This is a genomic window from Vreelandella venusta, from assembly GCF_007989605.1.
Lineage (GTDB): Bacteria > Pseudomonadota > Gammaproteobacteria > Pseudomonadales > Halomonadaceae > Vreelandella > Vreelandella venusta.
The window spans coordinates 182,749-209,739 of record NZ_BJUL01000003.1; the positions used below are offsets into that span (position 1 = coordinate 182,749).

The 26,991-nt window shown below is 50.9% G+C and carries 27 protein-coding genes and 1 riboswitch; of the genes, 8 read left to right on the forward strand and 19 right to left on the reverse strand.

Annotated features, from left to right (window positions below):
* Positions 1–22 precede the first annotated feature (22 nt).
* Complete coding sequence (locus HVE01_RS04705) at positions 23–1,012, reverse strand: zinc-dependent alcohol dehydrogenase (protein ID WP_146942703.1); 990 nt, start codon at positions 1,010–1,012, stop codon at positions 23–25.
* Between the two features lie 227 nt (positions 1,013–1,239).
* Between HVE01_RS04705 and HVE01_RS04710 the strand changes: the two genes are divergently transcribed.
* Positions 1,240–1,974, forward strand: a complete 735-nt coding sequence (locus tag HVE01_RS04710; RefSeq protein WP_146942705.1) for a CDP-alcohol phosphatidyltransferase family protein — start codon at positions 1,240–1,242, stop codon at positions 1,972–1,974.
* A gap of 161 nt (positions 1,975–2,135) precedes the next feature.
* Here the strand turns inward: HVE01_RS04710 and HVE01_RS04715 are convergent, their stop codons facing one another.
* Positions 2,136–5,300, reverse strand: a complete 3,165-nt coding sequence (locus tag HVE01_RS04715) for an efflux RND transporter permease subunit (protein ID WP_125746223.1) — start codon at positions 5,298–5,300, stop codon at positions 2,136–2,138.
* A gap of 6 nt (positions 5,301–5,306) precedes the next feature.
* Positions 5,307–6,491: an efflux RND transporter periplasmic adaptor subunit gene (locus HVE01_RS04720; RefSeq protein WP_146942707.1), complete on the reverse strand. Its 1,185-nt coding sequence runs from the start codon at positions 6,489–6,491 to the stop codon at positions 5,307–5,309.
* Between the two features lie 482 nt (positions 6,492–6,973).
* Between HVE01_RS04720 and HVE01_RS04725 the strand changes: the two genes are divergently transcribed.
* Together HVE01_RS04725 and HVE01_RS04730 are read left to right on the forward strand one after the other, a co-directional pair.
* Complete coding sequence (locus HVE01_RS04725) at positions 6,974–7,933, forward strand: AraC family transcriptional regulator (protein WP_125746219.1); 960 nt, start codon at positions 6,974–6,976, stop codon at positions 7,931–7,933.
* Positions 7,934–8,326: 393 nt separating this feature from the next.
* Positions 8,327–8,893, forward strand: coding sequence for a manganese efflux pump MntP (locus HVE01_RS04730; protein WP_125746217.1), 567 nt, complete (start codon positions 8,327–8,329; stop codon positions 8,891–8,893).
* 349 nt (positions 8,894–9,242) lie between these two features.
* Here HVE01_RS04730 and HVE01_RS04740 read toward each other — a convergent pair whose 3' ends face one another.
* From HVE01_RS04740 to HVE01_RS04760, 5 genes are all read right to left on the reverse strand, one after another.
* Positions 9,243–10,439, reverse strand: a complete 1,197-nt coding sequence (locus HVE01_RS04740; protein WP_198350375.1) for a multidrug effflux MFS transporter — start codon at positions 10,437–10,439, stop codon at positions 9,243–9,245.
* Between the two features lie 250 nt (positions 10,440–10,689).
* Positions 10,690–11,118, reverse strand: a complete 429-nt coding sequence (locus HVE01_RS04745; protein WP_146942709.1) for an SRPBCC family protein — start codon at positions 11,116–11,118, stop codon at positions 10,690–10,692.
* On the reverse strand, positions 11,105–11,596 hold the full coding sequence (locus tag HVE01_RS04750) for an SRPBCC family protein (RefSeq protein WP_146942711.1): 492 nt from the start codon (positions 11,594–11,596) through the stop codon (positions 11,105–11,107). The genes HVE01_RS04745 and HVE01_RS04750 overlap by 14 nt, the downstream gene beginning before the upstream one ends.
* Positions 11,589–11,918 (reverse strand): ArsR/SmtB family transcription factor, encoded by a 330-nt coding sequence (locus HVE01_RS04755; RefSeq protein ID WP_146942712.1) that lies wholly within the window; start codon positions 11,916–11,918, stop codon positions 11,589–11,591. The genes HVE01_RS04750 and HVE01_RS04755 overlap by 8 nt, the downstream gene beginning before the upstream one ends.
* Before the next feature lie 37 nt (positions 11,919–11,955).
* On the reverse strand, positions 11,956–13,566 hold the full coding sequence (locus tag HVE01_RS04760) for an MFS transporter (RefSeq protein ID WP_146942714.1): 1,611 nt from the start codon (positions 13,564–13,566) through the stop codon (positions 11,956–11,958).
* A 93-nt stretch (positions 13,567–13,659) separates the two neighbouring features.
* On the opposite strand from HVE01_RS04760, the gene HVE01_RS04765 reads away from it, so the two are divergent.
* On the forward strand, positions 13,660–14,454 hold the full coding sequence (locus HVE01_RS04765; RefSeq protein WP_146942716.1) for a helix-turn-helix transcriptional regulator: 795 nt from the start codon (positions 13,660–13,662) through the stop codon (positions 14,452–14,454).
* A 48-nt stretch (positions 14,455–14,502) separates the two neighbouring features.
* On the opposite strand, the gene HVE01_RS04770 is transcribed toward HVE01_RS04765, so the two are convergent.
* On the reverse strand, positions 14,503–15,351 hold the full coding sequence (locus HVE01_RS04770; protein ID WP_186808803.1) for a LysR family transcriptional regulator: 849 nt from the start codon (positions 15,349–15,351) through the stop codon (positions 14,503–14,505).
* 140 nt (positions 15,352–15,491) lie between these two features.
* Between HVE01_RS04770 and HVE01_RS04775 the strand changes: the two genes are divergently transcribed.
* A complete protein-coding gene (locus HVE01_RS04775) occupies positions 15,492–16,160 on the forward strand; it encodes an FMN-dependent NADH-azoreductase (protein ID WP_146942720.1) in 669 nt (222 codons plus the stop codon).
* A 61-nt stretch (positions 16,161–16,221) separates the two neighbouring features.
* Here HVE01_RS04775 and HVE01_RS04780 read toward each other — a convergent pair whose 3' ends face one another.
* From HVE01_RS04780 to HVE01_RS04795, 4 genes are all read right to left on the reverse strand, one after another.
* Positions 16,222–16,557, reverse strand: coding sequence for a TfoX/Sxy family protein (locus HVE01_RS04780; protein ID WP_146942722.1), 336 nt, complete (start codon positions 16,555–16,557; stop codon positions 16,222–16,224).
* 159 nt (positions 16,558–16,716) lie between these two features.
* Positions 16,717–17,316, reverse strand: coding sequence for a GNAT family N-acetyltransferase (locus HVE01_RS04785; protein WP_146942724.1), 600 nt, complete (start codon positions 17,314–17,316; stop codon positions 16,717–16,719).
* Between the two features lie 40 nt (positions 17,317–17,356).
* The gene (locus HVE01_RS04790) at positions 17,357–17,581 is read right to left on the reverse strand and encodes a hypothetical protein (RefSeq protein WP_125746201.1); all 225 of its coding nucleotides are present in this window, start codon (positions 17,579–17,581) and stop codon (positions 17,357–17,359) included.
* Positions 17,582–17,670: 89 nt separating this feature from the next.
* Positions 17,671–18,117, reverse strand: coding sequence for a hypothetical protein (locus tag HVE01_RS04795; RefSeq protein WP_125746199.1), 447 nt, complete (start codon positions 18,115–18,117; stop codon positions 17,671–17,673).
* 96 nt (positions 18,118–18,213) lie between these two features.
* Here HVE01_RS04795 and HVE01_RS04800 point away from each other — a divergent pair, with 96 nt between their 5' ends.
* Positions 18,214–18,657: a MarR family winged helix-turn-helix transcriptional regulator gene (locus tag HVE01_RS04800; RefSeq protein WP_125746197.1), complete on the forward strand. Its 444-nt coding sequence runs from the start codon at positions 18,214–18,216 to the stop codon at positions 18,655–18,657.
* A gap of 48 nt (positions 18,658–18,705) precedes the next feature.
* Here the strand turns inward: HVE01_RS04800 and HVE01_RS04805 are convergent, their stop codons facing one another.
* The 6 genes from HVE01_RS04805 to HVE01_RS04830 all read right to left on the reverse strand — a co-directional run bounded on the left by HVE01_RS04805 (position 18,706) and on the right by HVE01_RS04830 (position 23,765).
* Positions 18,706–19,086, reverse strand: a complete 381-nt coding sequence (locus HVE01_RS04805) for a nuclear transport factor 2 family protein (RefSeq protein ID WP_146942726.1) — start codon at positions 19,084–19,086, stop codon at positions 18,706–18,708.
* Between the two features lie 215 nt (positions 19,087–19,301).
* A complete protein-coding gene (locus tag HVE01_RS04810; protein WP_146942728.1) occupies positions 19,302–19,769 on the reverse strand; it encodes a GNAT family N-acetyltransferase in 468 nt (155 codons plus the stop codon).
* A gap of 349 nt (positions 19,770–20,118) precedes the next feature.
* A complete protein-coding gene (locus HVE01_RS04815; protein ID WP_146942730.1) occupies positions 20,119–20,745 on the reverse strand; it encodes a LysE family translocator in 627 nt (208 codons plus the stop codon).
* Between the two features lie 75 nt (positions 20,746–20,820).
* The gene (locus HVE01_RS04820; RefSeq protein ID WP_186808804.1) at positions 20,821–21,285 is read right to left on the reverse strand and encodes a DUF2262 domain-containing protein; all 465 of its coding nucleotides are present in this window, start codon (positions 21,283–21,285) and stop codon (positions 20,821–20,823) included.
* 88 nt (positions 21,286–21,373) lie between these two features.
* Positions 21,374–22,816, reverse strand: coding sequence for a hypothetical protein (locus HVE01_RS04825; RefSeq protein WP_146942734.1), 1,443 nt, complete (start codon positions 22,814–22,816; stop codon positions 21,374–21,376).
* Positions 22,817–22,868: 52 nt separating this feature from the next.
* Positions 22,869–23,765: a hypothetical protein gene (locus HVE01_RS04830; protein WP_146942736.1), complete on the reverse strand. Its 897-nt coding sequence runs from the start codon at positions 23,763–23,765 to the stop codon at positions 22,869–22,871.
* 236 nt (positions 23,766–24,001) lie between these two features.
* Positions 24,002–24,160: riboswitch (TPP riboswitch) on the forward strand.
* Positions 24,161–24,250: 90 nt separating this feature from the next.
* On the opposite strand from HVE01_RS04830, the gene tenA reads away from it, so the two are divergent.
* Together tenA and thiC are read left to right on the forward strand one after the other, a co-directional pair.
* On the forward strand, positions 24,251–24,949 hold the full coding sequence (gene tenA / locus HVE01_RS04835) for a thiaminase II (protein WP_146942738.1): 699 nt from the start codon (positions 24,251–24,253) through the stop codon (positions 24,947–24,949).
* Positions 24,950–24,993: 44 nt separating this feature from the next.
* Complete coding sequence (gene thiC, locus HVE01_RS04840; RefSeq protein WP_146942740.1) at positions 24,994–26,940, forward strand: phosphomethylpyrimidine synthase ThiC; 1,947 nt, start codon at positions 24,994–24,996, stop codon at positions 26,938–26,940.
* Positions 26,941–26,991: the final 51 nt, after the last annotated feature.

Here is a 26,991-nt window from a genome sequence, read left to right on the forward strand (position 1 = left end):
CGTGTTAAATAAGCCACATCGCCTAAGCGGGCAATGGATAACGAATTCGATGGCAAAGCGCTGTGCTATCAGGCCCAAACAGAGCAGGCGCCAGCGTTGGAAAATCGGCAAAATCGCTCTCACCGCTGATCAGTGCATCCAACCGAGGGTCGGTGAGTAAGCGTAAAGCGAGCGCTAAACGGCGGCGATAATTCCAACGCGGCTGCAACTTGGCAGGCAGTTGTCCAACCTGGCTGGCGCGAAGCGTTAAACGCTGGGAGTGAAAAGCACCACCGAGCGGTAGCGACACATCGCCTTCGCCAAACCAGCTCATTTCAATCACCCGGCCTTCGTTGCCCAGCAAGCTCATGGCCAGCTTCAGGCCATCCGGCTGACCACTAGCATGGATCACGCAATCTTGGTCGCTGGGTGCCTGTTCTGGTGTGCAGAAGGCAATCCCCAAATGCGTTGCCAACGCTTCTCGCTCGGGATTAATGTCGATTAGGCGCACTTCTACACCTGGAATTTGCGCACATAAATACGCCACCAGCACACCGACGACTCCAGCGCCCACCACACACACGCGCTCGCCAAGCATAGGGTTAGCATCCCACACGCCGTTAATGGCAGTTTCCATATTGGCGGTTAGCACAGCACGGTAAGCAGGTACGTCATCGGGAAGCGCTAAAACAGCGTCGACAGGCACGACGTAGTAGTCCTGGTGCGGAAAAAGGCAAAAAACGGTTTTATTCAATAAATGATCTGGCCCCTGCTCCACATAACCAACGTTGCAGTAGCCGTATTTCACGGGCGTAGGAAACTCACCCGCTTGGAAGGGAGCGCGCATGCGCAAATGTTCACTTTGCGGCACCCGTGCGTTAAACACGAGCGACTCAGTGCCACGGCTTACGCCACTATAAAGGGCACGAACCCGTACCTCATTGTCGTCGGGTGATGCTAGTGGCTCCTGCTTGAGCTCACCATGGGTAGGGTGGGTCACCCAAAAAGCCGTAGCGGTATCAGGCGGCAACATGACATTTCCTTATGGTTTAAGCGCTTCATCCCTCCATACAGCGTAGCCTAGAAAGCGAAGCGGCTGCTTAAGCCCTGGCTGCTTAACCCCTGTCAGCGCGAAGATGATTTGAAACAACTATATTCACATCATGGACAACCTTACCTTCTTATACAAGAATGGTACATAAGAAATAGTTTGCACACTTTAATTCAACCGCGGGCCAGTCAGCCGCTTTGCGAGTAAGCATGCCCTCTCTTTCCAACACCTCCAGTGTCTCTTTGCCCAAGCGTATTTACACCTTGGCTGAGATAGCCCTGGCCAGCCTATTACTCGCAGTCTTAGGATCGATGCTGCCGGGATTAGTCGCTAGCGCTGCAAACTGGTGGTTGGCAGCTGGCTTCTACGTCGTGATGGGCGCACTGGTGGTAAGTTTTTGGCCCCATGGCCCGCTCGGTTGGGCAAACCGGGTAACGCTTGGGCGCGGCGTACTCGTCGCCATCGTGGCAGGGGCACTGGCAGCGAATGCCTTTACTAACGCAATTTGGCTATGGCTAGCGGTGGCCGTCATAGCGCTATTACTGGACGGTGTGGATGGCTGGATTGCCAGGCGCACTAAAACCCACACCACGTTTGGCGCGCGCTTTGATATGGAGCTGGATGCAGTATTAATCCTGATACTCTGCATCGGCTTATTGCAGAGCGAACATCTAGGCGCTTGGGTACTACTGATTGGCGGCATGCGTTATTTATTTATCGCCGCCAGCTGGCCATTTGCGTGGTTAAAAGCACCGTTATTCGAAAGTTTTCGGCGTAAAGCAGTGTGCGTGTGGCAGGTTGTTGCCTTGCTGCTGGCGTTAACGCCACTCACCTCTCCTCTTGCTGCCAGCCTGCTCGCACTGAGTGCGTTAGCCTCGCTCAGCTACTCATTTGGCTTCGATGTGTGGTGGCTGTACCAACAACACAAACATAACGCCCACTAGCAAAGTAAAGGTCCAAACATCATCTCGCTAAACGTCTCCAACATGCCACTTTGGCCAAGCCAAAGTGGCATGTTGGATTACTCTACTGCACTCAACCCTCTTGACCAGAATGGCGACGAGTCATTCAGGAGGGCTCTCCTTCTAGCCCCCCTTCTTTGGCATCATGACTCAACGACCAGAGTGGCGTTGTGATGGCTGACAAGCGGGCGAGAGCCAGAGAGTTTACGCAGCGCCACATAGAATACCGGCGTGAGGAAAAGCCCAAACAGGGTGACCCCGACCATACCGGCAAACACCGCCGTACCCAGCGCTGCCCGCACCTCGGCGCCCGCCCCGGTGGCAATGACCAGCGGTAGCACGGCGGCGGTGAACGTGATTGAGGTCATAATAATGGGGCGCAGTCGCAGTCGGCAGGCTTCTAGGGCCGCGTCCACCACGCTTTTGCCCTGCAGTTCCAGCTCGCGGGCGAACTCCACAATCAGTATGGCGTTCTTACACGCTAAGCCAATTAGCACCACCAATCCTACCTGTACGAAAATATTGTTGTCGCCATCACCAAACCAGACGCCGATGAGTGCCGAGAGCATGCACATGGGTACAATCAGGATCACCGCTAAGGGTAACGTCCAGCTTTCGTAGAGAGCCGCCAGCACCAAAAATACCAACAGAATCGACAGTGGAAAGACCACCAGCGCAGCGTTTCCCTGGGTGGACTGCTGGTAGCTCAGGTCGGTCCATTCGAACGCCATGCCCGGCGGCAGCACCTCCATTGCCAAGGCGCTGATCGCATCCATTGCCTGAGCAGAGGAGAGCAACCTAGGGTCAGCCTCCCCGGCTAAGTCCGCCGCCGGATAGCCGTTGTAGCGCAGTACCGGGTCTGGACCGAAGGTTTGTGTGATATTTACCATGGTACCAATAGGCACCATTTCGCCCTGGTCATTGCGGGTACGCAGGCGGGCAATGTCTTCCACGCTGGTCCGGTAAGGAGCGTCCGCTTGGGCGATAACCTGCCAAGTTCGGCCAAAGCGATTGAAATCATTCACATAGGTAGACCCCAGATAGATTTGCAGAGTGTCGAATAGCTCGGTTAATGGCACTCCTTGGGCTTTAGCCCTCAGCCGATCAACCTCGGCATCTAACTGCGGCACATTCGATTGGTAGCTGCTAATCGGGAAGCCCATCCCTGGCGTTTGGGCGATAGCGCCCTGGAGCTGATTAACCGCTCCCTGCAGCGCTCCATAACCCAGGTTGCCGCGATCCTCGATAAACATCTGGTAGCCCGACCCATTGCCAAGCCCCAGAATGGGGGGCGGCATAAACGCAAACGCAAAGCCCTCTTTCAGGCCCCCTATGCCCTGATTAATCCTGGCGTTTATCTCTGCGGCGGTGAGGCTACGCTCACCAAAGGGGCTAAGAGTGAGAAACACCACCCCTGTATTGGAAGTGTTCGTGAACTGCAGCGCGTTGAGGCCAGGAAAGGCAATAGCGTGCTCAACACCGTCGGTCTCCATGGCAATATCTACCACTTCTTGGAGCATTTGGTCGGTTCTCTCCAGGGATGCCCCTTCCGGCAAAATAACACCGGCAATCAGGTACAGCTTGTCCTGCACCGGAATAAAACCGGGTGGCACCACCTTGAACATCAATCCCGTTCCGGTGAGTAATAGAGCGTAAACCATGAATACCGCCCCCCTTCGTTTTAGGGAGCGCGCCACACCGCCCTGGTACTTTTCTGCGCTGGCGTTGAAGAAGCGATTGAAGGGTCGAAAAATCCAGCCGAATAGCCAATCGATTAGTCGAGTGAGTCGATCCTTAGGCGCGTCGTGGGGTTTGAGCAGCATCGCCGCCAAAGCGGGTGATAAGGTTAAAGAGTTAATCGTGGAGATAACAGTAGAGATGGCAATCGTTACCGCAAACTGGCGGTAAAACTGCCCGGTCACCCCGGAAAGAAAGGCCATCGGTATAAATACCGCACACAGCACCAAGCCGATAGCAACGATTGGGCCAGAGACCTCTTTCATCGCCTGATGGGCCGCGGCCTGGGGATTGAGCCCTTCACCGATGTTACGCTCGACGTTCTCCACCACCACGATGGCGTCGTCGACGACAATGCCAATAGCCAACACCAGCCCAAATAGGGTCAGTGTGTTGATGGAGTACCCCAGCAGGTAGAGCGCCCCGAAGGTGCCGATCACCGATACTGGTACCGCCAACAGCGGAATAATAGAGGCGCGCCAGGTTTGCAGAAACAGAGTAACGACCAGTACCACCAGCAACACGGCTTCTAGCAGGGTTTTGACGACGGCCTTGATCGAATCGCTAACAAAGATAGTGGTGTCGTAGACCGCCTCATACTCAACGCCGGTAGGAAACTGCGTGGCCAACTCATCCATGGTGGCCACCACCTGTTCGCGGATAGCCAGCGCATTGGCACCCGGCGCCTGGAAAATACCAATGGCGACCGCGTCATTGCCATCAAGCTGTGAACGCAGAGTATAGTCCCCAGCGCCCATCTCCAGTCGGGCCACATCCGACAACCTTAGAATGTCGCCACTGTCACCGCGTTTCAGCACGATGTCGCCAAACTCCTCCGCCGTCTCCAAGCGCCCACGGGCGTTGATCAAGGTTAGAAAATCACTCTCTCCGATGGGCTCAGCGCCCAACTGCCCGGCGGATACCTGGACATTTTGCTCACGCATGGCAGCCACTACATCGCTAGCGGTGAGACCACGCGCCGCTACCCGCTCAGGATCGAGCCAGGCACGCATGGCGTAGTCACCACCACCAAAAATCTGGGCGTCCCCTACCCCTTCGAGCCGGGCCAGACGATCTCTGACATGCAGCCGCACGTAGTTGCGCAGATAGAGAGTGTCGTATTCGCCCCCGGGCGAGGTCAGGTGAACAACCATCAGGAAAGTGGGCGACTGCTTCTGGGTGGTCACGCCCTGGCGGCGCACGGCTTCCGGCAAGCGCGCCTCGGCTTGACTTACCCGGTTCTGCACCCTGACGGCGGCCTCCTCCGCATCAGTACCAGGGCGGAAGGTGACGGTCATCTGCAGTACGCCATCAGAGCCTGCGACGGACTTGAAGTACATCAAGTCCTCGACACCATTGATGGCTTCCTCCAAAGGCGTCGCCACGGTTTCGGCGATCTCCTTCGGGTTGGCACCCGGATAGACCGTGCGCACCACCACCGAGGGTGGTACCACATCCGGGTACTCGCTGATCGGCAGGTTGGGGATGGAGATCAGTCCGATCGCCAGGATGATAATCGACAGCACCGCCGCAAAGATCGGTCGGTCGACAAAGAAACGGGAGAAATTCATAGCGGTTTACTCTTCCCTGGCAGCAAGGGTGGCGGATGGGGCATCGACAGTCGAGGCGGCAACGGCGCTTTGCGGGCTCACTTCCATTCCAGGGAAGAACACTTTTTGCACACCATTGACGATGATTCGATCACCGGGGCTAAGTCCCTCGGTGATCACCATCTGCTCCCCCATCTGGCGACCGGTAGCTACTTGGCGACGCTCTGCCCGATTGTCACCATCAACGACATAGACATAGCGACGATCTTGGTCGGTCAAAATTGCCTTACGTTCCACCAGCAGCGCCTGTTCCAAACGAGCTATCGGCATTTCAACCCGGGCAAACTCTCCCGGCCGGATACGACCATCAGGGTTGGCCAACCGAGCCCGGAACTGCAGTGTTCCCGTGCTGGGATTTAAACGGTTATCAATAAAGTCCAGCGTGCCACTGTATTGACGCTGCGGATCGCCGCCCAACTCAATCTTAAGGCTGCTTTCTTCATCAGTTAGCAGGGCTTGGCTGGCAAAAGCGGCCTGTTCGTCCGCTTCGAAGTAGACATGAATCGGGTCGATGGTCACGAGAGTCGTCAACAGGCTTTGGTCAGCGTTAGCCAAATTGCCTCGGGTCACCATTGCCCGACCGGCACGACCACTGACCGGCGCTGTAATGCGGGTGTACTCAAGGTTAAGCTCGGCGGTCTGCAACGCAGCCTCGGCAGCATCGACCATGGCACGGGTACTACTCAGGGCCGATTGACGCTGGTCGTGCACCTCCTGTGAAATCGCCTGACGCCCCAGCAAGACCCGAGCACGCTCAGCTTCACTGCCTGCTTGAGCCTGCTGGCTCCTGGCCTGGGCTAGATCCGCCTGGGCGGCGCTAACACGAGCTTGGTATGGGCGCGGATCAATCAGGAACAGTAGATCGCCCTGCTCCACAAGCTCTCCCTCCTCGAACGCCACCTCCTGGATATAGCCGCTGACGCGGGGTCTTAGTTCCACCGTTTCCGCCGCTTCTACTCGCCCGGTGAAGGTTTCACTCAGCACTACCGGCTGAGCAACCATACTCACCACTTCTACCTCTGGCGGCGGCGGTGGCAAAGCTGCTGCCTCATCGCTCTTAGCCTCGCATCCAGTCAGCAAGACCATGACCAGTAGCAGCGGGATGAGTCCCCGGCAACTTGTTGAGAGAGCACTTTGATCCAAACTTCCCATGATTACTTGCTCCAGTAGCTATCGGAAACCGATATCAACGTTGGTTGTATAATTGCGTACCGCATTGGTGGTTAGCGTTTAACTAGTCGGTTGGGCAGCGCCAGATTCGACATCCACTTTGCAACCTCAAGTTAAGTTGAGGTCAATAGGTCAACGGTCGATTTTTTTATCAAGGAGGCTGACAGGAGGTTGCTAGCGCCTAAATCAGCAGCTCTCTACAGTAGGGGATTTAAGGGCAATGGAGGTATCGGGTTCCTGCGGCAAGATTGCCTATTTCTGTCGTGAGGAGTGAAAGGCTTCACTTGGCGGGGAGGTTGGATCATCGCTCTGTTTCAGTTTTTTTAGCATAATGACCGTTTTCTGACACGCGGCACGGATTGCCGATTTCTACTTAGTACTTGCCCGATTCTGCAAAAACAACTCAAAAACCTCCTATGCACGCGGCAAAGACATATACTGCAGGCTGTTAGGGAGGAGAGCCATTGACCGATACCGTGCCTGAGCAGATCACCTATTTCAGTGACGGCCTGCCGCAGCAATTAAGCAAGCTTATCCGTCGCTGGACGCCCTTGGAGGAGCTTCAGAATACGGCGATTCCCGAGGTGCAACTAATACGTACTGATGCCCCCACCACCTTTCACTGCGCCGTATACGAGCCGTGCCTGTGCTTTGTCATTCAGGGCAGCAAGACGGTGCTACTGGGTGACAAGGAGATCGTCTACACCGGGCCTAGCTGCATTGGGAGCGCCGTTCACCTACCAATAGTAGGCAGGATTGATCATGCCACTCCTGAAACCCCCTATTTAGCGGTTAAAGTCTCGGTGGATCCACAGGAGGTAGCAGGGCTGATACTGGAACTAGGTGATAAAGCACCACCCGCGGGAAATGATACTATCTGCCCCGAAACAGACTGCGGGCTTAAATCGGCGCCCATGGACTCAACAATGCTGGGTGCGCTCTATCGACTATTAAGCCTGCTCGACACACCGGACGATATTCAGATACTTTCGCCCCTAGCTAGGCGCGAGCTGATCTACCGGGCACTCATGGGTGCAATGGGGCCTCACATGCGCCGATTTGCCGCCTCTGACTCCCAAGCCAACCGGATTGCCAAGGTCATCTGTGCTCTTAAAGAACGCTACACGCAACCGTTCAAGATCAGCGAGCTGGCCGCCGCCGCCAACATGAGCGAATCGACGCTTTACCATAGCTTCCGACAAGTCACACGCATGTCGCCGCTGCAATACCAGAAGAAACTACGCCTGCACGAAGCCCGACGGCTGATGCTGGCAGAAGGGCTGGAAGCGGCCACGGCCAGCTACCGGGTGGGTTATGAAAGCCCTTCCCACTTCAGCCGCGAATATAGCCGCATGTTTGGCGCACCGCCACGTGCTGATGTTACCCAACTACGCGGCATCGCTGCTGCCTCGCAGCCAGCTTAATTCTGAGTGTATTGTCGCTATGATGAGCCGATGCTGGCAATACCACTCTGATTACCGCGCGTTCTTCCTCAACACTCATTACTTATGAAACTAAGCTAACAAACTCACCACTCTTTTTAACATCCACTTTTAGCCTCACACTATTTAAAAACATTGAATCAACTATCATAAAATATATAAAAGCTAAGAAAATCAGCCAATATAAACACTGTTAGCCAAGGCTATACTAGTTCGCAACTACAAACTTTATTTTTAACTACGCTGCTTGTTTGCTTAATCAAATATGGTAGGATTCATCGCAACTTAATACCCGACCTTGTTACTCAGGCATACCTCTCTAGGTGATGCCCAAGGCATTTATACGCGGTAATTTTTGGCGAGAGTTCACACTCCATGACACCGACCACCATGTTGTTTCTAGCCGTTTCCATGTCGGCCGATGCGTTTGCCGCCTCGATAAGTAAAGGTGCCGAGTTAAAAAAACCCAGATTCCGACATGCCATTGGTATTGGTCTCGTCTTCGGCATTATTGAAACGTTAACCCCCTTGCTAGGCTGGATAGCGGGCAAGGCATCTCAACAGTACGTTGAAGCCTGGGACCATTGGATTGCCTTTACCCTACTAGCACTGATCGGCCTGCATATGATGCATGCTGGGATCACAAAGGAAGACAAAATAGAGCATCGCAAACAGACGCTCTGGTTATTGGTGTTGACCGCCACTGCTACCAGCATTGATGCCATGGCTGTGGGCGCCAGCCTCGCCTTCATCGATGCCAATATCATAGCCACCAGCCTAGCTATCGGCCTCGCTACTACGGTAATGGCCTCTATCGGCACTTTTCTGGGCAATAAACTTGGCCATTTTGTCGGTCACTGGGCCGAACTTATCGGCGGTATTGTGCTAATCGGAATTGGCTTAGCAGTATTGGCCGAGCACACAGCTTTTTTTAATTCTTAACCAGCCAACTATAACCTTATCCCCTTTTAAACTTGGAACTCTTTCTTAAGCGATTGAGCCTTTACACATCAAGCCACCATAAAAAGCGTAAGAAGAAGCCAGTTATTTAACTAAAGACTAAAGATTCGTTAGCAGGTCAGCCAAATGGCGTAATTTATCTGGATTACGCACAGCGTATAGTGCCTGAATACGACTATCCACGACTTCCAGTGTCATGATCTGGGTTAGCCCTTCGTATTCGATCGTTAACCACCCAGGAAGCCCATTAACAATTACAGGGCTTACCCTGCAAGGGCTGGATGACGTCAACTTGCGGGCCAAGCCTGCAAGTTGACGTCATCCAAAAATCCTAGACCACGGCCTCTTGTGGCGTACCGCGCAAGGTCAATAACGACAAGCCCGCGGCCACCAACGAGCACAGTGCAATGGCTGCGGTCAGCATCAGCGGAGTGCCGTCGAACACCACACTGACCACAGCAATGGCGGCAGCGCCCAGCATCATTTGCAGGGTGCCGCCCAGGGCCGCCGCTGTACCGGCGATGGGGCCGTGTTCCTCCAGCGACAACACCATGGACGTGGGAATCACCAGACCAAGAAACGCAAAGGTTGTAATCAGCATTCCCACCAGCAGCGGGAAACTGGTGTATCCCAGCGCCATCAGCGTAAACATCAGACACGCCGACACGGCGTAACCGGCCACCGCCCATTTCACCACCGTGATGGAGCCGAAACGGACACCGAGATTGGAGGCAACTTGGCTGGTGGTAAAGAACCCCAGGGCGTTCAGTGCGAACGCAAGGCTGAACTGGAGTGCAGTCAGGCCGTAGTAGTCGGTATAGAGAAATGAGGCGGTAGCCAGAAAGGCAAAGAAACTGGCCATGCCCATACCACCAATCAACGTCAGGCCCATATATCCCGAGTCCCGGAACAATACGCCGAAAGCGTTCATCATGGCGTTGAAGCGAAAAGGTGCGCGGTCTGCCGGGGCCAACGTTTCCTTCAAAGCGAAGCCGGTCAGAAACAGGCCCAACAGCGTGGCAATGGCGACTGCCAGAAAGACAGCACGCCAGCCGAAGGGCACGATGATCGAGGTGCCCATCAGGGGTGCCAGCATCGGTGAAACGGCGATTACCAACATGATGGTGGACATCATGCGCGTCGCCTCGGTGCCAGTGTAGCGGTCACGGATCACCGCGCGCGGAATGGACATGACCGCAGCCGCCCCCATACCTTGCAAAAAGCGCAAAGCAATCAGCCATTCGATGGTGGGCGCAAATGCACAACCAATCGAGGCGACACCGAAGATACCAAGGCCAAAGTAGAGCGGTGGCTTGCGGCCGAGCACATCGGAGGCCGGTCCGTAAAAAAGCTGACAGATACCAAACGCAATGAAGAACGACATCAACGTCCATTGCGCGGCCGACACTGACGCCCCCAGGTCTTCACTGATGGCCGGCATAGCAGGCAGATACATATCAATGGCAAAAGGGCCTATCCAGCTCAGCAGGCCGAGCACCAGTGCCATTTTGATCATATCGGTTTTCACTGAATATTCCTTTATCAATAAGTGTGTTCATCCGAAAGCCGAAATGGCCTCGTCCTATGCCCTATATCCTATGTCCTATGTCCTATGTCCTATGTCCTATGTCCTATGTCCTATGTCCTATGTCCTATGTCCTATGTCCTATGTCCTATGCCAAACAGTCGTGTGGGGGAGGTAAATATCGACAACAATTTGCAAAATATTATTCTGAAGGCTGATCGTGATTGCTTGTCACAATTGAACAGCTGCTCTACTAAAACGTCCGAGCCTGGTAATGAATACCGGCCCCTTCTTCACAGTATTGCTTAAGGCTCAGCAGGAATATCGCCCAATTATAGTTGCAGAAACGGTAGAACTCGGTCACTTCACGCCAATCGGTATGTTTGAGAGTGACAGCCGTTTTGCCTCCTCGTTGTTCTAGCTCGAAACTGACGCTGGTCCCAATCCACTCTGGGTCTGAATCGATACATTGCCAGGTCATCTTAGTATTGGGCACCAGTTCCACGATCGTCATCTTTGTCGGGTGCTCATATCCAAACCGGAATTCATTGACCGCATTGATTTGGGCAGTGAATGTTAAATCCTGGGTCCACACTTCGGCCAAGCCACGAGCCGTGGTCAGCATTTCGTAAACACGTGAAAGAGGGGCATTGATGTATTGAATATGTTCAATGTGTACCATCAGTATCACTCCTTAGCAGAGGGCTGCCGCCTTCCAGCAAGCTTTTGAGGCTGGAAAGAATAACTGGCCAGCCGACGCTGATGCCTTGTAGTACTTTGCTGTCCTCCTCGAATTGATCGTGAATCAGTGTCAGACGCACTTGGCCCATATACTCGCTAATTTCAAACGTCACCCGAGACGGTTTTTCAGGTCTTGTCAGATCAACTTTTTCGCCCTCATATCCTGGCATCTCGTCATCGTTTTCAGGAATGAAGGTATAGGACAAACGGTGCGGCGGGTCTGACTCCAGCACCTCGCCTTGCCAATCCAGTGATCCATCGGCCTTGACGAGTTCAACCGTAGCTCCCGCTGTCCACTCCGACGTAATCTGCCGGCCACCCCAGTATTGGCGGGTAAACTCCCCTTCCGTCAACGCTTTCCACAGTTTCTCGGGCGTCGTGTTAATGTAAATAACGTAGGCAAAATCGGGTTTACTCATTGTGATGGTCCTCAAGCTTCTGTTTGAGACTGTCCACCGCCGCAATCCGCTGATGAGTGAACTTACTGACCCAGCGTTGGTGGATCTGCTGAATTGGCTCGGCATTGAGGTAATGCAGCTTTTCTCTCCCCCGCCGCGCCGTAACCACCAGCCCCGCTTCTTCCAGCAGCGCCAAGTGTCTGGTAACGCCCTGTCGACTCATGGAGAGTCGTTCGCACAGTTCATTGAGTGCCTGCCCATTATTTTCAAACAGGCTATCCAGAAGCTGGCGCCGCGAGGGATCAGCGAGCGCTTTGAAAACAAGATTGAGATTAGTTGTCATAACGACATTATGCAACTAAATAGTTGCATGTCAAAATTTAGTGCTCACCCTCACCAACTGCCTGCACATGCCGGAGGCTAGCAACCGACAGCAACGCAAGCACCAAAATAGTGATGCCACTGACAATGGCCACAGCATTCATTCCTTGCGTAAACGCTGACTGTGCTTGCTCAAGTATCCCGTCGGGAAGTCGTTCAGCAACGGACGTTGCGGACCACAAACTTTCTCCCAGAGCACGGGAGACATCGTCTGGCACCTCGTCAGGAATCGCACTGGCAATCTGCACGCGATACAACAGGGTTGCCAGACTACCGAGAAGTGCGATGCCCAGTGCCACACCCAACTCCTGAACCATCTCAGACATCGACGACGCGGACCCAGCTTTTTCCGCCGGAGCCGCGCCTACCACCAAGTCGGTGCCCAGCGCGGCGATGGTGCCCAACCCCAGATACACTAATGAAAATCCCAAAACGACCTGGAGTACCTGAACAGACAGCGGGTCTACTCGAGCCAGAAAACCACAACCGATGCTTGCAAGTATCAGCGCGACAGCAATGACAAACGCAGGCCGAATACGGCGCGCCAAGATAGGGGCAAGGATACCGGCAAGTACCATCATCAGCGCTGGCGGCCCCATCCACAGCCCAGCAATCAGCGACGTGTAGCCCGCCACTAGCTGAAGATATTGAGTGACTAGAAGCATCATCCCTGCCACTCCCACCAACCCTAGCAACATTATGACCAGCGCAGCAGTGAAGGTTTTACTGGCAAACAGTTTGAGATCAAGCAAAGGATCAAGCAGCTGCTTTTGTCGACGCATAAAGAGCAGTGTTCCCACGATTCCCAGCGCAAGTGTGGCCAATACCAGTGGCGTCACACCGGCTTTAGAGAACGCCTTTATGGCATAGATACTGGGCAGAATTGCTATCAACAGCAGTAGAACACTCAAAATATCCAAACGACCTGCCTGCGGATTGCGATACTCCGGCAGCAGTAATGGCGCAGTTAATAACAGTACGATGACGATGGGCACGGCAATTAGGAAAGCCGCTCCCCACCAAAATGGGGCTAACAGCAACCCACCGACCACTGGCCCCAAGGCCATCCCCAGTGCAAACATGGTCGCCCATATCCCAATCGCCAATGCCCGCTGGCGCAGATCAAAAAACATATTGCTAATCAAGGCCAGTGTAGAAGGCATCAGCGTTGCTCCGGCAATACCCAGCGCTGCCCTCGCCACAATAAGCCACTCGGCATTAGGCGCATAAGCGGCAAACACTGATGCGACCGCAAACGCAAAGGCCCCGATCATTAGTAGTCGGCGTCGGCCAACTCGATCCCCGAGTGTGCCCATCGTGATAAGAAAACCAGCGATCATGAAGCCGTAGGCATCCATAATCCACAGCGCCTGAGTACTGCTAGGCTGCAGCTCTACCGCCAAAGCAGGAAGCGCGAGGTAGAGAATAGTGACATCGAGCCCAAGCAGCATGGTGGGCAGAGCCAATACCGCAAGCCCCGCCCACTCTTTAATGCCAGCTTTGTTGCAGGGCCTTCCGCCTGTATCCGTATAACCTGTGTCCGTATTACCTGTGTCCGTATTACCTGTGTCCGTATTAACAAGGGTATGAACATCACAGCTGAGTGACATGTCGCCTCCAACTTCATCAAGGAAGCAGGCATTCTCAGACACTCAATATGGGGTTACAATATAGCTAATTATCCTATTACTAGAGGTAATAGCATGGCCAATCATCGGCTTGAGCGAACACAGAGTGATCTCACTGAATTTATGCTGCGGCATCGTCAAAAATTAACGCCTGCTGACGTCGGGCTTCCCACCAGCGGGCGAAGGCGTACCCCGGGCTTAAGACGAGAAGAGGTTGCAGCGCTCGCTGGGGTAGGCCTGACGTGGTACACCTGGTTTGAGCAGGGCCGTGACATTAAGGTCTCCGAACGCTTTCTGCTCAACCTCTCCCGTGCCCTAAAACTGGATGACGCTGAGTGCTGTCACCTATTTCTATTAGCGCACCGCCGAGCGCCGCCTGCAGAAGCGTATCAAGAGCAGAGCACTTCCCCCCGAATCCAGTCGCTGATGGATGACCTCTCTCGTCCTAGTTACGTGATGAACCTGCGTTGGGATGCTATTGGCTGGAATGCGCAGGCTGATGAACTACTACAGTTCAGCAGCCGAGAAGCGTCTGAGCGCAATCTATTAAGGATGGTATTTACGGCTCCCGATCTGCGTCGACGACTCCCTGACTGGCAACAGGATGCGTCGAATATGCTGGCACAGTTTCGTTGTGACTTAGCTGTCGCCCCTGAAGACCCAGTCATGCAAACGCAAATTGAAGAGCTTTGCCAGTTATCGCCAGACTTCCGGCACTGGTGGGAAGCGTCAAGCATGGAAGGTTACAACCGAGGAATCAGTAGCCTCCTTGACACAGAGGGCGAGCATCATACCTATACCCATGAGACACTCATCGTTGATGAGCACCGTCATCTCAAGATGGTGGTTTATTTCGCGGCAGAAGAGTGAACAGACAAACCCTCTTATGGAGAAAGCTGATCACTCAGAATATAAATCTCAATCAATCATAGACTTAAGCCAATCGACAAAAGCCTGCATTTTGGCACTATGCTGCCAGCGTTGGGTCGGGATGTAGTAACACAGCAGAGAATCGACGCTTTGATACGAAATGGGCTGCAATGCGTTGGCTTTCACAAAGTCAGAAACCAGAGTCTCTGAACAAAACACCAGCCCTTTCCCTGCTATAGCTTCATACACACCATAAAGCTCCTGGTCAAAATACTTTATTTCAAAACTTGGCAGTGACGCTTCATTTTCTATTAACCAGTTTTCCCAAGGCGCGTCCGGCAGTTTCTTGTTCTTCCATTTAGTCAGATAGACCGTTGCTGGCTTATCCACTGTGATGGAGCGGATAAAAGGACAGCTCCCATATAGGTTAAAACGCTCTTTTTTTAATAAATTTGATTCATCAACTCGGGTTACGTCCCCCAAACGGATAGAAAGGGTATTCACTTTCGACGCCACTACTTCACCTGTTGATACTTCAATATCAACATTTTGATGAATTTTATTAAAGTCATGTAGCAACGGAATTAGCACCAGTGCAGCAAAAGATGAGGTGGTATCAACATTCAGCTTTGAGGCATCTGACTTTATATTATCTAAAGCAGTCTGGATTTTTTGCAAACCGGCGGTTGTCGCCTCAGAGAGCTGGTGCCCTTCTGAGGTTAAAATCACGCCCCGATTGATTCGGGTAAACAGCCGCACTCCCAACCTATTCTCAAGGTTGCTGATGTGATGCGACACATTTGCCGACGTTATCGACAGCTCCTCGGCAGCATCTTTAAAGCTCCCCAGCCGAGCGGCCGCTTCAAACACCTTAATCGCCTGTAGTGAAGCATTCACCGCTTGCCTCCTATTTTTGGTTTCAGCCCGGCTTCTCAATAGATAAGTTTTTCTCACCTATTGATCCAGTTTATTCATTTGTCGCACTATTGGCAAAAGGGCAGCATAGCCACTCCACACCGCTATCTGCTGAGGCCATCATGCGCACATTACTTCATATAGACGCTAGCGTACGTAAAGCGACAAACCCAAACCCTGACCACAACTCAATATCAAAACGTATTGCTTTGCAGTTTGTTGATAAATGGAAATCTGCTAACAGTGCTGATAATTACATTTATCGTGATATTGGCTTGAACCCACCTGCTTTTATTGACCAAGACTGGATAGGTGCCGTTTTCACACCAGATGAACGGAAAAGCTCTGAGCAACGTGAAAAACTAGCGTTATCCGATCAGTTATTTAATGAGTTAGCACAAGCGGATGTTATTTTAATATCTTCACCTATGTACAACTACGGCATGCCCGCCCCTCTTAAAGCGTGGTTCGATCAGGTCATGCGTATAAATAAAACATTTAGTTTTGATTTAGCTCGTGGTGATCATCCGATAGAGCCGCTTTTGTCTGGGAAAACACTAATTTTAGTCTCTTCATGCGGAGAGTTTGGCTTTGGGCCAGGAGGTGAACGTGAGCATATGAATCATCTCGGACCGCATATTAAAACACTGGGCAGATACTTGGGCGTCGAGTCATTTTATGAAATAGCGTCAGAGTACCAAGAATTTGGAGATGAAAGGCATCAGAGATCAGTTGCTAATGCGCTTAAAAATGCCGGATTGCTAGCAGTGGATTTGGCTAGCAACGCATAAACCTTTGCTTTGAGTGGCCGCCGGGCAGTCTTAAATGACTGCCCTCGTTGCTCTGGTCGCGTCAACGAGCCTTTTGCCGCAATGCCGCTTTATAAGCACGGTCAGCCCACTCCTTAGCATGTTCTGGATTTTCAAATATCTCCTCGGGGGCAGCATAGTAAGTCATTTTTACCCTTTTACCGCTCTTCTCGTATTCAAACTGTTCCATTCCCAGCTCGATAAAAGAGCCTGCCGAACGTTCGTCGACTTTAAAGTACAGAACATCATCGGCGACTAGCGCAAACATAAGGCCATCGCGATAAACGCCATATCCGCCAAACATACGCTTAGTTTGGATGTCACCAAATAGTACAAATACGTCGCTAAGGTTTGCGATAAATTCGCTGGTAGCTTTCATTCCCCTTCCCCGATTTCGGCCGCATCGCATAGTAGTGTTGATAAAGTTGCGAGGCTTGGTACTAAAGGGCATCCGGACATAGCAACCGATGCTGCTTAGCCTAGCGGTAGCATCAGGCCAACCTTAGAAGCGATTCACTCCAGTCTCACACCATAAATCTCACTGGGCGCAGGATCGGCTTATCAAGTAGTTGAGATGCGAGCACACCTCTGGCCACTCGCCCCTGCTCAGGCTATACATCACTGTATCGCGAATGGTCCCATCGCGGCGCAGCGCATGGCCACGAATTACGCCATCTTTCTTTGCGCCTAGACGCTCAATCGCGCGCTGACTGGCGAAGTTGAAGTTGTCGGTACGCCAGCCGACCACGTTACAGCCCAGTGTGTCGAAGGCGTGAGTCAATAGCAGTAGCTTACAGGTGGTGTTCACATGCGTACGCTGAACCCGCTTGGCATACCAGGTGTAGCCAATTTCAACGCGTTTTACGCTGGGCAAAATATCATGGTAACTCGTGGTGCCAAGCACCCTACCACTCGCCTCTTCAATCACGGCGAAAGCAAAGCGATGGCCTTCATCGCGGCTTTTTAAGGCGCTATTAATATAGTTACGTGTCTCATCGGGCGCTGGCACCGAGGTAATGCGCAGATTCCATAACTCGCCATCTGCAGCGGCGGCTCGCAAACCGGCTTCGTGATTGAGTGAGAGCGGCTCAAGCGTTACGCCATGGGCAGTAAGGGTGATAGGTGCGATAAAGGCCATGTGTATACTCAACTATCTTCTTGAAGGATGGGACGAACGCTCAACCAGACTGAGTCATCTTAATACCGGCATTCAGCCAAATAACCATAATCGCAACAACCCCAATAGGAAGTTTATTGTGATTGGAGTATGCCAGCAGGTCTTCTTCTGCGTTTCCCCTGCCCCGCGCACCGTAATGCTCCGGCCAACCACACTCAAACATTTCTCGAAGTGCTGGCAGTAGTTCAGGATGATTGGCTAGCAGAGCCAAGTCTAAATTACTCACCATGGTTTCCAAAGTGTTCTAATACCAACCTTCAGCGGAGCAGGCGCGTTAGCGACTGCGTCCGCCGGAAGGTATGGTTAACGATTTTTTCACGAAAACCGTCTAAATCTACCACTCATTCTAAGACCATCTCTCATATTCATCCCCATCAAGATGAGATTGATGGCACCAGCAAGCAATTCGACGCCTTGCACCACGTAGAAATTAGTATCAAAAGCGCCTACGGATGCCCAACGATCAAGTAATACTGCACACGGAATTAGCACCAATATTCCATTGGCACCAATAAATGGCATTCTCTTCTTCTTTTGTAGTACGAGCTTTCCCCTTCTTGATTTTGCTAAGGCGAAACCACTACCGCCAGTTAATGCAATGGAAGGAATAAGGATAAACAAGCCTGGCCATACAATGAGACTTTTCAGGGTTGCGATGGATTCCTCCGTACCGAAAAGCTCAACGAAAATAGTTGCCGAGAAAAACGTGGCAATACACAAGACGGCAACGGATGCTGCAAGTCGATGGAGTATGAGCGTCATGGTTTCCTCCGGAAGGGCTAGTTGGTAACATGTTGTCATTATGTGAATGGCGACCATGGTTGTCAACATGTTGTCAAATTACCGGAAGGATTGCATATGAATGACGCTCAGAAAGGCCCGGTGTTCACCGAGATTGTTCTTGAAGTATTCAAGCTAGGAGGGCTCCTTGTAAGTGAAGGTGACCAAATGGGTTCGGAATATGGTATTACGAGTGCTCGATGGAAGGTTTTGGGTGCTCTTTACCTAGCAGGTGAGCCACAAACTGTACCTCAAATAGCCAGAAGCATGGGGCTGACGCGACAAGCTGTACAACGACTTGTTGATGCCATGCGTGAGGATAAACTTCTGTTTTTCCAGGACAATCCAGGACATAAGCGCGCAAAGCTTATAAGCCTCTCGGAATTTGGGAAAACGGTATTTTTGAAGTTGGATGAAAAACAATCGGGATGGGCAATGAAATGCTCAATAGGTATCACCAAGGCAGAACTTGAGACAGCACTGTCTGTTCTTAAGCGAATCTCCGACTCTATTGACCGCTAACGTTTGTAGCAAGGGCGCGACGTCAGGAGCGTCCCTTGCCTACACTTGCTAAACAGTAATTACACTCGAATGGGCGGCTATTACTTCCCAGTGGTTACCTTCCGTATTTTGCCAAACTCGAGTAAACCTAAATGTTCCATTTGCTGGATTACCAGCATAATTTCCTAGGATTGTTAACTTGGCAAATACAATCGCTGTATCCTGCTGCAATTTGATCTGCTGATCACCTACAGAGATATTGGATATGTCCAATAAACCTGATTTATGCGCTTCTAAATCGTCTTTTTTGCCAAGAACCTGACCTAAATGATTCGTAAAAATCAGATCGGATGACAAGAGCTTATCTAAAGTAACCGTGTCGGATTCAAGCATTGCCTTACACAATAATTCTTCAGCTTCGAGAATTTGGACTTCCCTGATATTTTCCACCGTAGCTCCTTTTACTGTTTAACGAGGCTGTAGAAGAACCCGATTTCGAGCCGCTTCCACCGCCTGTTGTGCTTATTCATTTACCCAGCCGGTCATCTGGCTGAGTAATCTTAATATCGGTATTTAGCCAAATAACCATAACTCGCTAACGTCTCAATGTTATGCACTAGGCGGTATAACTGCCACTGGCCCTATCTACAACCGCAACGCCTGAGTTAGAGCGCTTTTTCATAGATGGATACGTTATCCCCTCCGTAAAGCACGGTTTCGATATACGACCAGCCACTTCGCTCCAGAAGGCTGTTTGCTGTGCTTGTGCCGCAGTAGATTTTTTTGTATCCCAGCTTGCGTGCGATGCTTTCAAGCTCAACCGTCAATGTTGCGCCAATTCCACGACGCCGGTACTGAGGGAGTACCATGCCGCCACCCATCCAAGGGGTGAGGTGGTCGTGTGTAGAAACACATTTAGCCTTCAATACCGCGATACCAAGCGCAGAACCATCCTGCATCGCAACAACCCCAATAGGAAGCTTATTGTGATTGGAATATGCCAGCAGATCTTCTTCTGCGTTTCCCCTGCCCCGCGCACCGTAATGCTCCGGCCATCCACACTCAAACATTTCTTGGAGTGCTGGCAGTAGTTCAGGATGATTAGCTAGCAGAGCCAAGTCTAAATTACTCACCGTGGTTTCCAAAGTGTTCTAACTCTCTAATCAGTGGGCAAACGTAATGGGACCGAGCTCTGACATTTTCCACATCTCCTATAACGCGCAAACTTGTGAGTTTAGCAAGGCTTCGGCACCCGTGAGTTACGCGGCGGTGAATACTCTTAAATACATTGCATAGCCTGAGCTTCATGAAACGTTTCGTCGGCGTCACATAGCAATACTAAGCTTTCACCATCACTTCCAACTCAGAAAAATAAGCAATCGAAAACACTAATGCCGCGTTAAGGTGTCGAAAGCTGGCTAAAATATTGAGCGAAGCGAAACCAACAAACAGCTAGAAATCGGCTTAAACGCTTTCAAAGTTTCAACCTCCAGCTTTACTAATCAACAATTTTATACTGGCCACGCCAAAAAAAAGTGCAAACACACTTTCAAAAATCACTTTAGATTTCAAATATATCTGCCTAACCCTCTCATGTGAAAAAAGAAAGGCGTAGCCAAAAAACACCAATGAACTGACCAACCCGACAACTAAGATAACTGACAATAACTCCGATGGATTCGCAGTAGCAGGAACACCAATTGAGAAAAGGGAACCAAAAAATAAAACCGGTTTAGGGTTAGTCAGATGGATGAGCAACCCATGAAGGTAAATCCCTTTTACTGACGTGACTTGCATTTTAGGCAAGTGTAATGTACTTGCATTAAAAGCTGAACGCAGAGACTTCAAAGCTAAATATAAAAGGTAGAATGCCCCACAGTATCTCAACACCTCAAAAAGCCATGCATTCCCATGAAGGATCGCGGCTAGACCGAAAGCCGCGGATGTTGACCAAAATAGAGAACCTGTTAGAACACCCGCAGCCAAGTATAAACCAAAGTAACGCCCATGGTTCATGGAGGCTCCAGCTATTGCAAGCGTAGCCGGCCCAGGACTAGCAATTGCAGCGACTGCGGAAACAATAATAAGCAAGTAATTTATCTCTTCCATTTTCCTTGGATCCCCATGAAATTTTAACGCCCGGCTCGCCGGACAAATTTTTGTTGTCACCCTTTGTTATACAATTTACCCGAACATCTGAGCATTGGCATCTTTGAACTCAAGGCCGTCAAATGATGTGACGAATACACTATGCCCCCAAAACAGATCATTGGGTTTATACCAGAACTCAACGCAATCAGCGCCACAAATAGAAATGCTATCTAACTCAAACTGGCTGATAAATTGATTAGAATCCAATTTTGGATTCACCACTGCTTTTGTTGAGCCGTCTTCTTGTACCTCATCATACTCATTCCAGCCCGAGTTATACGCTTCAAGCAAATCACGGCTTACAATAGCCGCAGCCTTATCCTGGAGAATGGAAATAGAGGCAACGACCTTTTCGGCGAGCATTAAAACCTGATCTTGTGGTGCCGAATCCAGTTCTATATTCAGGCCAACGTTACTTCCATCGATTATCACTTCACCTTCGAATGAGCTTATTTCCGCTTCTTTTGAAACAAGTTGCCCTAAAATCGGATGATTCACGAATCTCTCCTGATAAGTGCATAACGTTTGTAGCAGGGGCGCGACGTCAGGAGCGTCCTAATTGACGCTTTTGTTAGACGCATTCTCATCATTTTGGTAGATATTCCAAGCTGCTCTTGAACGCAGTCGCCCCGTGAATCTTATGCGTAGTGAGTTTTGGGGTGGTAATTATGAGGTCAAGGGACTTAATGATATGCGCATTACTAGTTTTGGCTTTTAGAAGAGCAGCTTCTTGCCTAACTCGATTATCCGGCTTGCTTCTGGCAAGTGGGGACGCAAATTCCGGGTCTCCAAATAATTTTACAAACTCAACTATTTCTGCTTCTGTGAAATTATTAATATGCTTTGTGTAGTATGGTAAAGCCGACTCATCAACTCCTTCACGATAACCGTAACCATTACCAACAAAGCAAATAGATAACACTTTAACCCACATCGCACGTGAGGCTCTTGGAACTAATCCATTAGGCGGCAATGAATCATCCAGTGCCTTTGCATGTGGATATTCGTTGTAAAAGTTATTTGACCCAAAGTGAGCCCGATTCAAGTTCTCTAGCTTCTCAATAATTTCACCAGCAAGGCTGTCTTCATCTTTATAATTGAGGCCATTAACATTTTGAAGAAACTCCTGACACGCATCTTTTCTCGCAACTTCTCCATTTTTACGAAAAACACCGAATTTGGCGCCTATTTCGTATTTCCTATCTTCCGTTGCCGCTTTCCAGATATACGGTGCGACACCAGAGATATTTTGTTTCGCGTCAGCTGTCGTTTTGTCTCCAGTATACAAACCAAAGATGGTCCATAGGAAGTCGTCAATTCTTTCAATTGGTTGTTTTACAAAATCAGCCCCAATAATTTGATAATCAGTGCTAGGTATTACAGCGGTTCTAATGTTATTTAATAGCTGTTTTACCTGAATTAAAGAGTGATCGGGTGAAGCAGTAATGGCATGTTTTAGACAGACACTAAGCCACCCAAGCATTTCATGGCCATCAATATCATTGTCATTTGGATGTGCGGCACTCGCATGATTCCGCATGTAGTTTACATGCTCAAGCCGTTGATAATTTACATCAGAAAGAAGACCGATTCGCCTGCATGCTTCCAACAAATCATGCTCGCTTACTTGATCTATATCTTCTTCTTTCGATAAACTCTTATATCGAGAGCTAATTTTCTCTGCTATAGAATAAAAATATTGAAGGTCAAAAGCTATAATTAGCCTTCTAAAGGCCCTGACCGTTTCGTCCCACAGATAATTAAGTGCGCCATCAAACAAACCGACAGCTATAGCTACTGTATATTTGGACAAATAGTGGGACTTGATTCTGTCCTCTACAGGAATTATCGCCAATGCCTCTTCCAATGAGGAGATAACCTTTTTTCTTTCCAGAATTGGGACAACCACATTTTCAACAGGTAGTCCAACATGGGAAAGATAACCTTCTAATTGTTTGTGAAGATCATCTATTGGCTGGCTTAACTCCGTAGATCCAGCTTTTATTAATTCCCCTTTATTTCCAGACATCCACCTGCTCCATAATTTATACGTTCGTCTAACGCCCAAAACAGCGGCGCATTTATGCGTCCGACTGCTTTTGATTGTTATGTAAGCCTTCGTTTGATTCCCGAGCTTCGGGTTTGTTAGCCCTACCAGGAATCAACCTAATACGATTGTTGTACCCACAGCCAGTGCAGTCTGCATTTAGCGTCTGCTCAACCTTAAGCTTGTCTACAAATCTAGCTGGAATTTCTATTGAGTTTCCGCAATCAGCACAAGTTGTATTGAGAAGCCTTCTGATATGAAATATTTCGCCATCCTCAACACTAAAGTAGTAGCTTTCGGGGCAGTCTGGGTTTAAGCATGTTACCATTTGTCCATGCTTTATAAGTTTCACTCTCCTTTTCAACTTCGTGTCACACCCAATACAGTAAAAGTAGTATTCTTCACCGAATCCACTGCTAAGAAGATTTCCATCCAAAATCCTCTTAAATTCGTTTAAGGATTCAGTTATTTTACCTCTGGCTTTGTCTGAATCTCCGTAAATGTCGATCTCTTCTCCCTTCGCCTTTGGTAGGGATATGTGCAGAGACGTATTCGATAGCGCATTCCAAAGCCTTCCGAGCTTTCCCACATCAAGCGCTGCTTGTGAGCCAATTTTGACGTATTCGAAGGACTCATAGTCTTCAGGTGTGACGGGCGGGTTGTCCTGATCGATTGGAGATTTTGATATAGATATTGTAAATCCTTCTGTTACTTGCTCATTGCCTTCCTCTGCAACTTGCTTAACGACATGATGCGGCTGCCACTTCCTTAGCAATTCATGCGGGATATACTCATATGACAATGCAAATCTTTCGTAGCAAATCGCTTCTATAGTTAATCGGCATTCTAACGCGGCGTATAGGACAGAAGTCCTCGAATTTTCATCGAGAAGCTTGGATATTATTTCTATTCGTTTTGAGATGTCTATCATCTGGTGTCTGAATATCCGATTAACCTGAACCGCTTACATAACAGTGATTATACGCCTCGCTACAAAACCCCAATAAACGCGACGGCACATTCATTGGGGTTTTGCAGCCACCCAATTTGACTCTACCCCATTGATTCCCAAGGCGGCAAAGCAAATTTTGGCAGCCTATCCAAAATTCGCGTGCTTGCGCGTGCCTCTTGCATCTCTTCTCTCGTCCTCCTAGACTGCTTGGCACTAACTGCTTGACGGGGTGCCGGTGAATCCGGCTGAGATGGCGCAGGGCGTATCCACTTGATACTGCCAAAGCGCTGGTCCCGCTGAACCTGATCCGGCTAATGCGCTGCTCCTATGACGAGCACGCGGGTACCGGCGTAGGGATCAAGCGATGGCCTTGGCTAGCTGTTTCTCACGATCGCACGCCACCTTCAGCGCCATTCCCTCGATCTCAATCGCTCGCCCTCCGGATCATTACTACCGGAGGCACCATGGACTACCGCTTTGCTGATCTTACTAATGCCTGCCATGACGACTGGCGCGCCTATATTGAGCACGATTTTGTCCGCCAGCTGGGTACCGCCACGCTGCAAGAAGCATCCTTTCGCCACTATTTGAAGCAGGACTACCTGTTTTTGATTCACTTCGCCCGCGCCTACGCGTTGGCCGCCTATAAAAGCCCTACGCTGGCTGATCTGCGCCAGGCCCATGAAGGTTTAAAAGCTATTGTGGATGTGGAGCTGGGCCTGCACGTGGGCTTTTGCCAGGAGTGGGGCATTTCCGAGCAAGAGCTGGCGGAGCTGCCCGAAGCCAGGGCTACCCTGGCGTATACCCGCTACGTATTAGATACCGGCAATCGCGGCGACCTGCTCGATTTACATGTAGCGCTGGCTCCTTGCTTAGTGGGCTACGGCGAAATTGCCAACTGGCTGAACGCTCAGCCTTCTACCCTACGCGGCAGCCAAAACCCCTTTGATGCCTGGATAGCAATGTACGAAAGCCAGGAGTTTCAGGCCGCCATGCAGGCTGAGCTTGAATGGCTCAACGCCCGCCTGGCCGATGTTACCCCTGCCCGCTTTGCCGAGCTAAGCAAGATCTTCCGCGACGCCACGCGTCTGGAAATCGATTTCTGGCAGATGGGTCTGGATCTGATAGACAGCGATCTAACAGACCAAGATCCCACCCATTAAGCCAACACAATAACCATAATCAACAACGAAGGAAGACGACCGTCATGACGAAGACTTTAGAAACTGAAACTGTAAAAACTAAGACCTTAACAAGTAAAACCAGTCATTTTTTAGCTGAAACTGCTCAGGTCGATGCGGCTGCCATTCAGCCACTGCCTGCGTCGCGCAAGGTCTACGTTGAAGGCTCACGACCCGATATCCGCGTGCCGTTTCGAGAAATCACCTTGTCTCCCACTAAAACCAGCAGCATTGATGAAGAGAACCCGCCGCTACTGGTGTACGACACCTCTGGCCCTTACACCGACCCAGCCGCCAACAACGATTTACGCAAAGGCTTGCCTGCCCTGCGCCGCGCCTGGATTGAAGAGCGCAACGATACCGAGTTCCTTGACGGCCCCACCAGTGAGTACGGCAATCGCCGCGCTAACGACCCAACGCTTGCCCAGTTGCGTTTTGATTTAACGCGCACCCCGCGCCGCGCAAAACCAGGTAAAAATGTCACCCAACTGCACTATGCGCGCCAGGGCATTATTACCCCTGAAATGGAATTTATCGCCATTCGCGAAAACCAGCGCCGCCAAACATTAGGCACCACTGAAGTTGAGCGTATTCTTGGTCACCAACATCCTGGCCAGAGCTTTGGTGCAAAACTGCCGGAAGAGATCACACCGGAATTTGTGCGCGACGAAGTTGCCCGTGGGCGTGCGATTATCCCCAACAATATCAACCACCCAGAATCCGAGCCGATGATTATTGGCCGTAACTTCCTGGTCAAGATTAACGGCAACCTAGGTAACTCGGCAGTTACCTCGTCGATTGAAGAAGAAGTCGACAAAATGACCTGGGGTATCCGCTGGGGATCGGACACCATCATGGACCTTTCCACGGGCCAGAACATTCACGAGACCCGTGAGTGGATTATTCGCAACTCGCCGGTGCCGATTGGCACAGTACCGATCTATCAAGCGCTTGAGAAGGTTAACGGCATTGCCGAAAACCTGACCTGGGAAGTGTTCCGCGACACCTTGATTGAGCAGGCTGAACAGGGCGTGGATTACTTCACCATTCACGCGGGTGTGCTGTTGCGCTATGTGCCACTGACCGCCAACCGGGTGACCGGCATTGTCAGCCGTGGCGGTTCGATTATGGCCAAATGGTGTCTGTATCATCACCAGGAAAGTTTCCTGTATACCCATTTCGAAGAGATCTGTGAGATCTGCAAACAGTACGACGTAGCGTTCTCTTTGGGCGATGGTCTGCGCCCCGGCTCAGTCGCCGATGCTAACGATGAAGCGCAGTTCGCTGAGCTGGAGACCCTGGGTGAGTTGACGAAGATCGCCTGGAAACACGACGTTCAGGTGATGATCGAAGGCCCTGGCCATGTGCCCATGCACTTGATTAAAGAGAACATGGATAAGCAGCTTGAGGCGTGTCATGAGGCGCCTTTCTATACCCTCGGCCCACTGACCACCGATATCGCCCCCGGCTACGACCACATTACCTCAGGCATCGGTGCGGCCATGATCGGCTGGTTCGGCTGTGCAATGCTCTGCTATGTGACGCCGAAGGAGCACTTGGGTCTGCCGAATAAAGATGATGTCAAAACCGGCATCATCACCTACAAGATTGCTGCCCACGCAGCAGACTTGGCCAAGGGTCACCCGGCCGCACAACGCCGTGATAACGCGCTTTCCAAAGCGCGTTTTGAATTCCGCTGGGAAGACCAGTTCAACCTGGGGCTAGACCCGGACACCGCCCGTGAATTCCACGATGAAACCCTGCCGAAGGACTCCGCCAAAGTGGCGCACTTCTGTTCCATGTGCGGGCCGAAGTTCTGCTCCATGAAGATCAGCCAGGAAGTACGCGATACCTATCGGGACCGCACACCGGAGAATGCCGCTGAAAGCGATTCCGAGGCCGTTAAGCGTGGCATGCAGGAGCAAGCAGAGAAGTTTCGCCGAGAAGGTAGCGAACTGTACCAGGAAGTTTAAAATAGCAGCCTGTAAGTTTCACTGCTGACAAGTGGCTCTTGGGTCTTACAC